This is a genomic window from Caballeronia sp. LjRoot34, from assembly GCF_964253815.1.
GTDB lineage: Bacteria > Pseudomonadota > Gammaproteobacteria > Burkholderiales > Burkholderiaceae > Caballeronia.
The window spans coordinates 1088276-1101223 of record NZ_CAXUSB020000001.1 but is presented as its reverse complement, the minus strand read 5'-3'; the positions used below and the strand labels follow the sequence as shown (position 1 = coordinate 1101223).

The window sequence follows — 12948 nt, the reverse complement described above, 5'->3', positions numbered from 1 at the left end:
GCGGGATTCCAGGTTGTTTCCGATTGTTCCGATTGTTCTGATTCGCTACGGAGAACCGAATGACGAAATCGATGCCGACGAATATTCGCCAAAGTTTGAACGCTTTGCATCCTGGTAAGGGGCTACGAATGTCACGGCGCTGCCTGGGCGCTGGCACGATCGCAGCGCTCGTACTGAGCGCAAGTTTTGCATCGGTGAATGCGAGCGCGCAAAACGGCAACGCGGTAGCGCCGGCACGCCCAGGGTCGGACGGCGCGGCGACGCCTGCGCCGTCCGATGCGGCGTCCGCGCCTTTGGCCGCCTCCCACTTTTCCCAAGCCCAATTGTCGCCGGCCGATCAGCAGTTCGTGCAGGACGCCGGCACGGCGGGCGCAACTGAAATCGCGGCCAGCAAGCTGGCATTGACGAATTCATCTGATGCGCAGGTCAAGAGCTTCGCGCAACGGATGATCGCGGATCACACCCGGCTCGCGCGCAACCTCGATATTGTTGCGAAGCGGCAAGGCGTTACCGCGGCGCCGAGCGCGGATGCATCAGTAACGGGAAGCCTGGAGTCGTTGCACGGCGCGGACTTCGACAAGGCTTACATTGCACAGGTGGCTGTGGACGGGCATCGGAAAGCAGTGGCCGTCTTTAGTACCGAGAGCAAGGACGGCAGTAACACGCCACTCAAAAACCTTGCCGCCAGGGCGCTTCCTATTATCAAGCATCACTATGCAATGGCACAGCAACTCGCCAGACTCAAGGGCGTGACATCATGACGGCCGCCTCCGCTGCGCTCGCCTCGACCGTTGCGCAACCTCGGCCAGCCTATGAGGACTCGACCATGCATATCCAGTTTTCCGACGCCACGCCCACCTACGACGGCGACGATTTCGCCCTTCATTTCGCCGCGCTGATCGACGGTGAACCGGTGATATGTTCCATTTCCGCCGAAGCGCTCGAGGATCATTTCGGCGCTGCGTCTGCACGAGAGGACGACCTGCTCGCGGCGTTCGAACGGGGCCGCGCGAGGATCCGCTCGGTGTGCGCCGAAGCGCTTGACAGCAATGGCGGAGAGGGCGTCGTATTACGTAGCGGACTGTTCCGCGTGGCGGGCATGGAGCCGGAATGAGCAGCGCGCTCCATCCGTCATTGGTTCACTGGTGCGGTTCATTCGCACGGTTCATTGAGGCGGTTCATTGAAATAAACGCTTCCCGGAGGTCCTCATGTCTCTGATCATTGCAGGACGGTTTCAAACCTTTCCCAAAGCCGAATCCGCAGCCCAACGTCTTTTTGCGAGCGGATTTCTCGAAGAGGATGTGACGCTTTTCTACGTGGCGCCGAGCGGACAGCACGCACGGCTCGCCACGGGCGGCGATCACTACGCAGATGCCGGGGCGAAAGAGGCAGGCAAGGGAGCGGGCAAAGGTGTCACGATCGGCGCGGTGATCGGCGCGATCGTGGGCGCAGGCGTTTTTGTGTTGTTCAAAACCCCTTGGCTGGCGGCGGTGCTCGCCGCCGGGGCAGGGGCCTATGTCGGATCGCTAGCTGGCGCAATGGCGCATGCGCAGTCCGGCAAACGGCCGGCCGCCGATTCGACCAGCACCGAAAATCATGGCTCGGCTAATGCCCTTGACGCGAGGCATTCCGGCGTTGTCGTCGCGGTGCATGTCGGCCCGGAATTGCAGGCGCAAGCAGCAGCCATTCTTCGCGATGCGGGCGGCATGGAAGTCGAGCGTGCATCGGGTCAATGGCGAAACGGCCGCTGGGCCGACTTCGATCCGGTCAAGCCACCGGAGCCGGTTCGGGAATTCGCGGAACCGCGTGCGTAAGGTTGGGTAGGTCAGGCGTCGAGGTAAATCAGGCCGCTCGGCGAGCGGCCTGATTTACCTCACATGTTTAGGAAAGCTACGAATTACACCCATAGTTGAACCCGTGCTCTCGATGGCGCACTTGTGCCGCGCATATCATTCGTCGATTCGCAACTCGCGCGCTGGGGACCGTTCATCAATGCTGACGCCGCCGGGTTGCAAAGGCCTTTATGCGTCGATTGCGCATGCGCGGCCGCGAGACTCCCATCGATCTCGTGCTGACGCACTTGCAGCACGATCGCGGATGTGACGATTGCAACGAACACAAGAAACTCGCGGGTATTAACGGTCATTGCTTCTCCAACATTCAGTTTTGGCAGTCATTGTGCAAAGCCCGTGCCACGTGCCAAGTATTGGCTCTATTTTCTAGTAGCGATTACTGAATTGATGACAGACCGCTAACCCCAAAACCATTCGCCCTTTGGCATGGAACGCGCGAGCATCGGGCACAGCCGTTGCGTCTCTCCCTTGGACCGCGATCCGGGGAATCAGGGGACCGCGGGCCATCTTCGATTACTCAAAGGAGGTTCATATGAGCACTAACATCGTATCGGTACTGAACGATCTGGTTGAAACGTCGAAGGACGGCGAGAAGGGCTTTCGGAAGGCCGCTGAAGACACCAAGGACGCAACCCTGAAGCAACTGTTTACCGGCCGCGCCGAGGACTGTGCACGCGGTGCGCAGGAATTGCAGGATGTGGTCCAGCGGCTGGGTGGAAAACCGCAAACCAGCGGGACGGTCGGTGGAGCGCTACATCGCGGCTGGGTGGACATCAAGTCGGCCGTGACCCATCGTAGCGATCACGCGATCCTCGAAGAATGCGAGCGGGGGGAGGATGTTGCGAAGAAAAATTATCGTGACGCGTTGGACAAGGAACTGCCGGCGGACGTGCGGGCGGTGGTCGAGCGCCAATACCAGGGTGTAATCGAAAATCACGACCGCATTCGCGATCTGCGCGACCAATACGCTGCTGCCAAGCCGTAACCACGGGTCGTAGGCTGAAATCACGCCGGCGCGCTGAAAGGTGCGCCGGATTTTTTTGAATTCTCACTTATGAATTCGCATAACAATTCGGTATCCATATTTATTTTTATGCTCATCAAAACGACGATGGACGTCAGAAAACCCCGCCTGCAGCAGCCGAGGCACCCCTGCCGCTTGAGAGTGCAAAAGCCGGTACACCCGGCAAGGCAATCTTTTTTGTTTGATTCATGAAAATTTCCCTTCCCCGGGAACCGGTTCATAGGGATCAAGCGAAGCCTCAGGTCCGTTACGAGCGGCTGACTACATCAAGATTAAATATATTCGGACTTCTTATTAATTATTCTGTAAAACTGCGTCCCTTCCAACCAGATACCAACGTACAAACAAAACGGACAGCGAGCACGCTGTCCGTTTTTCACCGGCCCTTTACTCTACAATCTTCAGGTGGTTGCGCACCGATGACACGCCGTCCACCTTCGACACCACGTCTTCCGCACCGCTCTTGTCTTCGGCCGACGGCACCGTACCCGTCAGCGACACAACGCCAGCACGCGTCTTCACATGGATATGCGTGGACTTGACATTCTTGGCGCCCAGCAATTCCGCCTTGACCTTGGTCGTGACTGCCGTGTCATCGACCTTGGTACCAATCGACGTGGAGGCGCCTGTCGATGTCGTCGCGGTTTGTGCACTGACGTTAAGCGCAAACACGACACACGCGATACTGCCGGCTGCCTTCAGGATTTGGGTCGATTTCATCGTGATTCTCCTTCTAGTTGGTTTAAAAAACTGCGGCGTTGCCGCTGTCTTATTTGAGCGTAGGCCGCCTCGTACGGCCGCAGCATCTTTGCTGCAAAGCCCTGCTCGTTTTCATACCCGCAGCGCCAAGACCCCACGGATAGTAAAAGGTCAGACGCAAAGACCGTGCCGCGCCGGCCGCGATAACCGGCAAATGAAACGTTGAAGGCCGCGTCGAGACCGTACGCTGCAACGCGCACCCGCTGTTTTGTCCATGCGATGTTTACCCGCGACGTAAGACCTGAGGCGCTGCTTCCTATCCGCAGTGCTTTTGCCCGTGCGCGTGTAAAAAATGCGCGCATTTGCCGGCCGATCGAACGCCCCGGCATGGCGCCAGCGAATGAAAATCGTATTGAAACCTAGCGCTCACGCGCTCTGCGGCGCGCATGGCATGACTGTTGCTCTTAAGGACCCACGAAAGTCCTAACATTGAGGAACAACACGCAATGCCGCCTTCCCTCGAACTACGCACCAAGCAAAGTCTTGCGCTCACGCCGCGCCTTCAGCAATCGGTTCGTCTGCTGCAACTTTCATCGCTCGAGTTTCAGCAGGAATTGCGCAACGCGCTTGATACGAACCCGTTCCTTGAGTACGACGAGACGCAAGCAGAAGACAACGCGCTGTCGACCGACAATGGCAACTCCATGGCCGACACGCCTGCGCCCACCGACCAGAACGCGCCCGTCGATGCCCCCATGAGTGCCGAAAGTAGCGCCGACACCTCGGAGAGCAATGACTCCCAGTCGCATGAGGACTCCATGAACGAGTTCTCATCCGATCCGTTCGGCCGGACATCGACGCGTAATAACGGCGATGGCGAAGGCTCCGACCCGGCCGACTGGGTTCGCATTGAACCCTCGCTGCATGAAACGCTGCACGACACGCTGCGGCTTTATCCGATCAACGATCGCGACCGCGCAGTGGCGCAGCTCATCATCGAAGCACTCGATGACGACGGATATCTGCGTCAGGATCTGCAGGAACTGTCGGAGCTCGTGGATATAGAGCCGGCGTTGTCCGAGGATGAGTTGAACATCGCGTTGAAGCTCGTGCAATCGCTCGACAAGCCTGGTGTGGGCGCGCGTAACTTGTCCGAATGTTTGTCGCTGCAACTCGACGCGCTGGACCCGGAAACGCCGGGACGCGAAGTCGCACTCGAGATTGTCACCCATTATCTCGAACGGCTCGCGCGACGCGAGCAGGCCGAGTTGCAGAAGAAGATTGGCTGCAGCGCGGAAGAACTGCGCATTGCCTGTGCTCTGGTACGCAAGCTCGACCCCAAACCGGGCGCGAACTATGGTGCGGCTGAAGACAACTATGTGGTGCCCGACGTGATCGTGCGGCAGGTAAAGAAGAACTGGGTGGTGACGATCAACCCCGCCGTGCTGCCCCGTGCGCGTATTCATCGCATGTATGCCGAACTGTTCGCACAATCGGCGGGGGCAAGCCGCTCACCGCTTGCCCAACAATTGCAGGAAGCGCGCTGGCTGATCCGCAACGCCCAGCAACGCTTCACGACGATCCAGCGCGTGGCGGAATGCATCGTGTCGCATCAGAAGGCGTTCTTCGACTACGGCGAAATCGCGTTGAAACCGCTGGTATTGCGCGATGTCGCCGATGAACTCGAACTCCACGAGTCGACAATTTCCCGCGCGACGGGCAACAAGTACATGTCCACGCCACGGGGCATCTTCGAGTTCAAGCACTTCTTCCCGCGCGAACTCAGCACGGAAAGCGGCGGTACCTGCTCGGCCGCTGCCGTGCGCGCCCTGCTGAAGGAAATGATCGCGAAGGAAAGCAGCAGCGATCCACTGTCCGATGTGAGTCTCGCCAAAATGCTTGCAGACCAGGGGGTGATCGTGGCGCGCCGGACGGTGGCGAAATATCGCCATTTGATGAAGGTGCCGCCGGCGGAGTTGCGTCGCGGTTGAATAGACGATCCGGCCTGAAGGCTGGAAAGCAGGCTGAAAAAAACGCTCCTCGACTATGTCCAGGGGCGTTTTTTATCGCCAGCCGGAGGCTTGCTGCGTGCGCCTGCGCGCGACCATTGCCGACACCTCCGCGCCCAGCAGGAACACCGCCGCCGAGTAGTACAGCCACATCAGGATGATCGCGAGCGACCCCGCCGCACCGAATGTGTTCGCCATGCCCGCGTGCTGCAGATAGAACGCAAAGAGCCGTTTGCCGCACTCGAACAACACTGCGGCGGTCAATGCACCGAGCGCGGCATCGCGCCATTGCATGCGCGCGCTGGGCAGGAATTTGAGCAGCACCGCGAATGCCAGCACCATCATCAGCAGGGAAATGGCTCGCTGCGCTAACGCGGCGATCAGGAAGGACGGCCCGCTCGTGCCCAGCACCCACTGACCGACCAGGACCACGAGGGCATCGAGGACGAGCAACGCAACAATCAGCAAGGCCGCGCCCAGGACGAACGCGAAAGAAATCGCGCGGACCCGCAAAAGGGCAATGATGCTGGCCCGGGTGCCCGTGATGGGCGCAGGCCAGATCACGTTGAGCGCCGTGTGGAGCGACGAAAAGGTTGCCGAGGCTCCGACCAGCACGCCCACCCCTGACAAGATCGCGGTGCGCGTCGCGATGTCCGCATGCCACGCGTTGGCGACGATCGATTCCAGGCCGTGCGCGGCGTCGGCGCCCACTATCCCGGCGATTTCGCCGAACAGACGCCCCTGGACCGCATCCGCACCGAAGAAGATGCTCGCCACCGCGATGATGATTACCAGCGTCGGCGCCAGCGAGAACGCCGCAAAAAACGCGATCGCCGCTGAAAACATCAGCCCGTGGTCCTGCGCCCACTGCACAATCGGGTCCTGGATCCACGACCAGAAGGACTTCAGTCTTTGGTCTCTTGCTGCTGTGTTCAAGGCTGGGCGCTCCCGCAAGTTTTGCTTTTTGCGATGGTAGCGCGGATTTGAGGTTTGGCTGGTGCCGGTGAATTAACGCCGGCGCTTTCGTTTATTTGCTTAGTATTTCTTATTATTATTCTTGAACGCAAAACCGCACGCCCTGACGGGCGCGCCGTTTTGCAGCGCTTGCGTCCTAAAGGTCTTCATCGCTGGCCGGATCGGCGGTTTCGTCGTCTATCGCGCGCGCCTCGTCTTCCACACCGTCCGGCAGGATGTCCGAATCGGGTTCAAGATTGTTGTCACCATCGGCGGACGCCATCTCGCCCGTTCCATACCGGTCCGTGTCGCTGTTCAGCTCGGCTGCGGACTGGCCGAGCGCATGCGCGTCGAGTTCTTCCTCGATATCGCCCGGATAACGCTTCTCGCCCTGCACATCCGAGCCGCTATCGGACGAATCGCTTGGGCCCAATGCGCCGGTCCCATGTCCCTTGCCTGCCTCCACGCCACCTTCTTCATCCGGGTCCAATGTACTTCCACTCATGATCGCCTCCTGATGAACGTGTCTTCTGCGACGCAAGTCCCGTTCCGCCCTCATCGACCTCGCCAACAAAAAGCCCCGCAGCGATTTATCGGCGCGGGGCTGGATTCGTCTGAGGCTTTTAACTCGATACTTGGCTCTGTACTTGGCTCTCCACTCAGCTCGCTACGCGCGCCGGGCGTTTCGCCTCCGTCACCTGCCTCACCGCTTTCTTCGTGACCGATGCAGCTGTTGCCACGCTGCGGAGATCGGTCAGGAACGAATCGCGCCACACCGACAGATTGTTCTCACGCAACGGCGCCATCATGTCCGCGTGACGTGACTGGCGTTCCGCAAGCGGCATCGACAACGCCCGCTCCAACGCCTCGGACATCTGCGACAAGTCGAACGGATTGACGACCAGAGCGCCCGGCAACTGATCCGCCGCGCCGGCAAACTGCGACAGCACAAGCGCGCCCGGGTCGGCCGGGTCCTGCGATGCCACGTATTCCTTTGCCACGAGGTTCATCCCGTCGCGCAACGGCGTGACGTACCCAACCTGCGACAACCGGAACAGCGCCATCAGCAAACTGCGATCGTACTTGCGGTTGAGATACTGGATCGGCGTCCAGTCAAGTTGTGCAAAACGGCCATTGATACGCCCGGCCTCCCCTTCCAGATTCTGGCGGATGCGCTGATACGTCTGCACGTCCGAACGCGTTGGCGGCGCAATCTGGACCATCGAGACCCGCCCATGCCACCCCGGCGCGTGCAGCAGCAAACGTTCGAATGCCTGGAAACGCTCGGCAAGCCCTTTCGAATAATCGAGCCGGTCCACGCTCATGATCAACTTGCGGCCACGCAGGCTATCGCGCAGGCTCTTCACCGGCTTGCGATTCGAAAATTGCTCGGCGACCTTTGCAATGGCGTCCGGATAAATGCCGATGGGATACGCCCCGACCTTCAACATGCGTCCATGCGCCTGCAGCATCCCGTCTTCGCTGAAATGCCCCAACTGCCCGCGCTCGATGTAATCCACAAACGACTGCTTGTCCGCCTCGGTCTGGAAACCGACGACGTCGTAGCTGCACATCGCCTTGATCAACTCTTCGTGCGGCGGCACCGTCCGCAGGATTTCAGGCACGGGAAACGGGATATGCAGGAAAAACCCGATGGGATTCTTGATGCCCGCCGCCCGGCATTCCTGCGCGAACGGCAGCAAATGATAGTCGTGCACCCAGATGATGTCGTCGGGTTCGAGCAGCGGCTTGAGCTGTTTAGCCAGCGCCTCGTTCACCCGCGCGTAACCGGCATATTCCTCGCGGTCAAAGCGCGACAGGTCGTTGCGGTAGTGAAATGTCGGCCACAACGTGGCGTTGGAAAAGCCACGGTAGTACTGGTCGTAATCCCGCCGGGTCAGCCCGACGGTCGCATACGTCACGTTGCCACGCTTCTCGATGACCGGCGCCGAGGCCTCGCCCACAATCTCGCCGCTCCAGCCGAACCACACACCGCCTGTCTCCTTCAGCGCGTCCAGAACGCCGATCGCCAAACCGCCTGCAGCAGGTTTGCCTTCCTGGATCGGCGCGACACGATTCGATACCACGATCAATCTGCTCATTACTGCTTCACCTCATCAGTTGTCGTTGCTCGTTCGAATTGATCGGAATAGCAATGCAAGACACGTGCCTTTTTTACAATTTGGAAAATAAAAATTGTGTATAAATGTGACAAACGAACAAAAACACGCGGCCGTTGCGCGCCGCGCAGAAGATTTTCATGGTGGCGCGCATACACAATCCGGCTGCTTCAAACCCGATTCAGGCGTCTTGCTCCGACCCGAGATCCCGCTGGTAATCGAGCCCTTCTTTCCGGATACCACCCTGGTTATGGTCGCCATCCGGCGGTACGCCCGGCGCCGGTCGGTTCTGCGCGGCGGGGTCATGCGACGAATGCGGGTCGCCGGAACTGGCCGGATCAGCCGGAACAGCCGGAACAGCAGCGGCCTCTGGTGGGATCATTTTGGCTGGATCGGGCCGCGGCTCACGCTTCGATGAATGGCGTGCTGAACGACGGAGTGCGGGGTGCCTCATGGGTGCCTCCAGGAAGAAGGCCGTCGGAGAAGGGTTCGGCGGCGGATTATCAGCAAAATCCAGCAAGAATGACCAGACTCAATGCTCTCACCCAGTCATTCTTGCCTAATGCGTTGTAATGCCTACAGCGACGATGAAATATGTTCAATGCTTCCGCCACCGGCTGTCTCAATGCCGCGTGCCTGAAACATGCGGCGTTTCGTTCGGTCCCGGTGGCGGATCGCCGATCGGCTGACTCGGTGGTGATGGCGGCTCGCGCGTCGGATCGGGAATCGTGTCGGGGGGTTCTTGAGGCGACGGCGGTGTATCGGGATTAAAGGGCGGGTCAGGCGGCTGCGGGGTCTGGGCGTGGACCGGCATCAAATGCGGCGATCGTGAAACCCGCAACACTTGCCATACATGCAATACGTTCCGGGATTGGCGTTGAAACGAGGCGAGATCGGTCATGGCGGGCTCCCTGGATCTTTTGGTGATGACACTCGTTCGGATCGCGCGCAGCGGCCGATCCGGCCAAGGACTCTCGAGCTCGGACGCCTGCGGCCAAGGTACCGGACCGCCCGCGAGCCAAGCTATTCAGTCGCAGCAAGGGCCATGCCCCGGGTTCAAGTGCCTCTCGCATTCAACCCATGAGCGTTCTGACATTATCGGCGCTGCTTTCGCGCGCACCAACGAAAATCGCCCGTCCAAAGCGGACATCTTTCGAAGTCCCAATGAGACGGGCGCTGACTCAGTCTGCGCGTGATACCCGGCCGCTGCCAGCTATCATGCCGCGATGAACGATGAAACCATGAACGCTGAAACCTAGCGGCGGCTGGTGTCGGCGTCCCCTACTTCGCTGGCTTCACTTATCGCCGCTTTGTTCGCGGCGTCATCGCCGTATTCAACCAGCCGGTTGTAGAGCGTCTTCAGGCTGATGCCAAGAATCTCCGCTGCGCGCGTCTTCACACCGCCGCATTGCTCAAGCGTGGCGAGGATCAACTGACGATCCGCTTCGGCCAGCGAGGTGCCGAATGGAATAGTAACGGCCGTTCCCGCCGATGGCTTCGCCAGCGAGATCTGCAACGGCACAGCCGCGGTACTGTCCGACTCGGCGCCCGACATGATGTACGCGCGCTGCACGTAGTTCTTCAGCTCGCGCACATTACCCGGCCACGGGTACGACGCGAGCATGTCGCGCACAGCGGCCGGAAACGTCTTCTTGGTGTTGTAGCGTGAATTGAGCTCGTCGAGGAACGCCTGGCCAAGCAACTCCACGTCCGTGCCGCGGTCGCGCAAGGGCGGCAGGTTGATCGGGAAGACGTTGAGCCGGTGATACAAATCAAGCCGCAACTTGCCTTCAAGCACAGCCTGCTCCGGATCACGATTCGTAGCGGCAATCAGGCGTACGTCGGTCTCGAGTTCCTTCGTTGTACCCACCCGCATGAACATGCCCGTCTCGAGCACGCGCAGGAGTTTCACCTGCAATTCGATCGGCATCTCGGTGATTTCATCGAGGAACAGCGTGCCGCCGTTCGCGCGTTCGAAGTAACCCTTGTGCTGACGATCCGCGCCGGTGAACGAACCACGCTCATGCCCGAACATCTCCGACTCGATCAGGTTCGGCGAGATCGCCCCGCAATTCACCGCAATAAACGAATGTTTGCGACGCAGGCTCAACTCGTGAAGCGTCTGCGCGGCGACTTCCTTGCCGGTACCCGATTCACCGATCAGCAATACCGACGCCGCCGTAGGTGCCACCCGGCCGACCTGGTCATAGACGGTTTGCATCGCGGGCGAATTGCCGAGCATCAGGCCAAAGCGGCCCATGCGGCGCAGCTCGCCACGCAAGGTACCGATCTCGGCCTTGAGGTCGCCAGGACGCGGCAGGCGGCTCAGGATCGCCTTGACGCGCTGCATGTTGATTGGTTTGACGAGGTAGTCGGTTGCGCCCATCTTGAGCGCGCTGACCGCTGACTCCACCGTCGCGTGTCCGGTAATGACGATGATTTCCACGCCGGATCGGGGATCAAGGTCCTCGAACAGATCGACGCCCGAACCATCGGGCAGCTTGAGGTCGGTGAATACGACATCCGGCGTCTGGCGCACAAGCTGAATCCGCGCTTCGCGCAAATCGCCCGCAGTCGCTGTTGTCAGTCCGTCTTCGCCGATGATCGCGGCTAGTGCCTCGCGGGTACTGGGATCGTCATCGACAATCAATACGTGTGGCATGCGTCTTGAATTTATCCAAAGTGTTGAGGGTCACACGGCGCAGAAAGCGTCGTGGAGGTCTCTGGGACGATGCTATGAAAGCAGTACGCCGCCAGGCCGAATGGGCACCGAGAGAAACTCAAGTACGCCGAAAGATGAAAGTCTTTCCGGTTTCGCGAATGGCGCCTGACTGCGTCGCGCAATTATTGCCATATAGCGAACTTATTACTGTGGATGAGTCGATTATAAGGCTTTATCAAGATGAAACGCACGCCTGGGCGTGCGTTTCGAATAGTCTCTCTTGCCGCATGAGCCTGGTGTTCCGGTCGCGCATTGAGATTGCGCAATGGACCCGGCAAAGGCGTCTCTATTCGTCTCTCTATCAGCTATGCGGAAAATGCCATGCTTCCGGGGTTCCACCGAGCGCCCCGTTGGCCGGAGTGTTCGACGGCTTGACCGGCGCCACGGGCGGTGCAGCCGAAGCGCTTGCCGGCGTGACGACCTTGCCGCCCTCATCTTCCCAACGGTTCAGTTCACGCGTATTGCGTCTTGAAGCGTCGCGCTGTGCTTGTGCCCATCGCCAGGCCAGGACGCTGCCTATCGCGAACAATGCACCGAACAGGCCGAGTTTGGGTCGTGCCATTGTGATTCCTCCGTTTATCGCGGTTGTGGGGGTTACGGTTATCGCGAAACCAGGATGCCCGCCAGAAAGCCGATTCCCGCCGCAATGCCCAACGCCTGCCACGGATTGTCGCGCGTGTATTGCACCGTGCCGTCCAGACTGGCGCGATACCGCTCCTGCGCATTGGATTGTGCTGTTTCAAGCGCGTTGCGCGCTGCATCGACGTGGTCCCGCAAGCGCGTGCGCAACGCGTCCACGCCTTCAGCGGGCAACGATGCACTAAGCCGCACAAGTTCTTCCGAATCGTTCAGCAATACCTTGATGTCTTCGATGACCTTTTGCTTGCCCAGCGACATCTGAACCGTGGTTTGACTCATGTTATGAAACCCCTTGCCATTAACATTTGAGACGACCAGTGTGTCCGATACGTCTGATAGATGTCCCGCCGGACGTGGCGGCTTCTGCGCCCACATCACGATATCCGCGTGTTGAGTGGCGCCTGATGTTCCGAGCGCCGCAGTCGCATCGCGCGTAGCATGGCGCCCAGCACCAGCACGCCTCCGAGTGCGGCAAACGCAGCGCTCGTGACGCTCGCCGCCCGCGCGAGCGTCGGTGTGCCGGCAGCGCAAGCCATGACCACGCACATCAACGCGGTCACCAGCGCGACGGCGGCCCAGTGATAAAGGTTGATCGGTTCGGCCGTCAGTAGTTCCGGACGCTCGGTCACGCGCGACTGTGCGCGAGCCCGGCGGACGGGACGCGCGCGCGGTCGCACGGGAATGTCGAAGTGAAGGGAATCTTCCATGGCTTGGTGCCGGATACCGGCCTTTCATTGCAGATGCCAAGCGAGTCGCAGGTTTCGTGCCATCTCGGCCAATGCGTATGCCGGCATGGCGATGACCATCGATTGCGTGCAAAGCGCAGCGGCTCTGGCCACGTCAAACGCGTAACAATTACGCCCGGGACAGGTAATGTCCTGGCGATATCGGTGAAGCTTTCCGGCTCGCGGCAGGGGTTTCCATTCG

At 59.9% G+C, this 12948-nt stretch carries 16 protein-coding genes; 5 read left to right on the top strand and 11 right to left on the bottom strand.

Annotation, left to right across the window (positions count from 1 at the left end; all coding sequences use genetic code 11):
* Positions 1–128: 128 nt before the first annotated feature.
* The 3 genes from ACSQ36_RS04865 to ACSQ36_RS04855 all read left to right on the top strand — a co-directional run bounded on the left by ACSQ36_RS04865 (position 129) and on the right by ACSQ36_RS04855 (position 1815).
* Positions 129–761 (top strand): DUF4142 domain-containing protein, encoded by a 633-nt coding sequence (locus ACSQ36_RS04865; RefSeq protein WP_436181096.1) that lies wholly within the window; start codon positions 129–131, stop codon positions 759–761.
* Entirely contained in the window at positions 758–1114 is a 357-nt protein-coding gene (locus tag ACSQ36_RS04860) for a DUF1488 domain-containing protein (protein WP_436181095.1), read from the top strand. The genes ACSQ36_RS04865 and ACSQ36_RS04860 overlap by 4 nt, the downstream gene beginning before the upstream one ends.
* Before the next feature lie 95 nt (positions 1115–1209).
* Positions 1210–1815, top strand: a complete 606-nt coding sequence (locus tag ACSQ36_RS04855) for a hypothetical protein (protein ID WP_213762621.1) — start codon at positions 1210–1212, stop codon at positions 1813–1815.
* 83 nt (positions 1816–1898) lie between these two features.
* On the opposite strand, the gene ACSQ36_RS04850 is transcribed toward ACSQ36_RS04855, so the two are convergent.
* Positions 1899–2147: a hypothetical protein gene (locus ACSQ36_RS04850; protein ID WP_436181094.1), complete on the bottom strand. Its 249-nt coding sequence runs from the start codon at positions 2145–2147 to the stop codon at positions 1899–1901.
* A gap of 239 nt (positions 2148–2386) precedes the next feature.
* Here ACSQ36_RS04850 and ACSQ36_RS04845 point away from each other — a divergent pair, with 239 nt between their 5' ends.
* Positions 2387–2839, top strand: a complete 453-nt coding sequence (locus ACSQ36_RS04845) for a PA2169 family four-helix-bundle protein (RefSeq protein WP_436181093.1) — start codon at positions 2387–2389, stop codon at positions 2837–2839.
* Positions 2840–3265: 426 nt separating this feature from the next.
* Here the strand turns inward: ACSQ36_RS04845 and ACSQ36_RS04840 are convergent, their stop codons facing one another.
* Positions 3266–3598 (bottom strand): BON domain-containing protein, encoded by a 333-nt coding sequence (locus tag ACSQ36_RS04840; RefSeq protein WP_213762618.1) that lies wholly within the window; start codon positions 3596–3598, stop codon positions 3266–3268.
* Between the two features lie 485 nt (positions 3599–4083).
* Here ACSQ36_RS04840 and ACSQ36_RS04835 point away from each other — a divergent pair, with 485 nt between their 5' ends.
* Positions 4084–5568: an RNA polymerase factor sigma-54 gene (locus tag ACSQ36_RS04835; protein WP_436181092.1), complete on the top strand. Its 1485-nt coding sequence runs from the start codon at positions 4084–4086 to the stop codon at positions 5566–5568.
* Between the two features lie 72 nt (positions 5569–5640).
* Here ACSQ36_RS04835 and ACSQ36_RS04830 read toward each other — a convergent pair whose 3' ends face one another.
* The 9 genes from ACSQ36_RS04830 to ACSQ36_RS04790 all read right to left on the bottom strand — a co-directional run bounded on the left by ACSQ36_RS04830 (position 5641) and on the right by ACSQ36_RS04790 (position 12728).
* Entirely contained in the window at positions 5641–6522 is an 882-nt protein-coding gene (locus ACSQ36_RS04830) for a YihY/virulence factor BrkB family protein (protein WP_436181091.1), read from the bottom strand.
* Positions 6523–6697: 175 nt separating this feature from the next.
* Entirely contained in the window at positions 6698–7048 is a 351-nt protein-coding gene (locus tag ACSQ36_RS04825) for a chemotaxis protein (protein WP_436183088.1), read from the bottom strand.
* Positions 7049–7199: 151 nt separating this feature from the next.
* A complete protein-coding gene (gene otsA, locus ACSQ36_RS04820) occupies positions 7200–8642 on the bottom strand; it encodes an alpha,alpha-trehalose-phosphate synthase (UDP-forming) (RefSeq protein ID WP_436181090.1) in 1443 nt (480 codons plus the stop codon).
* Between the two features lie 199 nt (positions 8643–8841).
* Complete coding sequence (locus ACSQ36_RS04815) at positions 8842–9114, bottom strand: hypothetical protein (RefSeq protein ID WP_436181089.1); 273 nt, start codon at positions 9112–9114, stop codon at positions 8842–8844.
* A gap of 168 nt (positions 9115–9282) precedes the next feature.
* Positions 9283–9561 (bottom strand): hypothetical protein, encoded by a 279-nt coding sequence (locus tag ACSQ36_RS04810; RefSeq protein WP_436181088.1) that lies wholly within the window; start codon positions 9559–9561, stop codon positions 9283–9285.
* 354 nt (positions 9562–9915) lie between these two features.
* Positions 9916–11322, bottom strand: coding sequence for a sigma-54-dependent transcriptional regulator (locus ACSQ36_RS04805; RefSeq protein ID WP_436181087.1), 1407 nt, complete (start codon positions 11320–11322; stop codon positions 9916–9918).
* Between the two features lie 361 nt (positions 11323–11683).
* The gene (locus ACSQ36_RS04800) at positions 11684–11944 is read right to left on the bottom strand and encodes a hypothetical protein (RefSeq protein ID WP_213762613.1); all 261 of its coding nucleotides are present in this window, start codon (positions 11942–11944) and stop codon (positions 11684–11686) included.
* A 38-nt stretch (positions 11945–11982) separates the two neighbouring features.
* Positions 11983–12300 carry a DUF883 family protein gene (locus tag ACSQ36_RS04795; RefSeq protein WP_213762612.1) on the bottom strand — a complete coding sequence of 106 codons (318 nt, stop codon included), beginning with the start codon at positions 12298–12300 and terminating at the stop codon, positions 11983–11985.
* A gap of 95 nt (positions 12301–12395) precedes the next feature.
* A complete protein-coding gene (locus ACSQ36_RS04790; RefSeq protein WP_436181086.1) occupies positions 12396–12728 on the bottom strand; it encodes a hypothetical protein in 333 nt (110 codons plus the stop codon).
* Between the last annotated feature and the right edge of the window lie 220 nt (positions 12729–12948).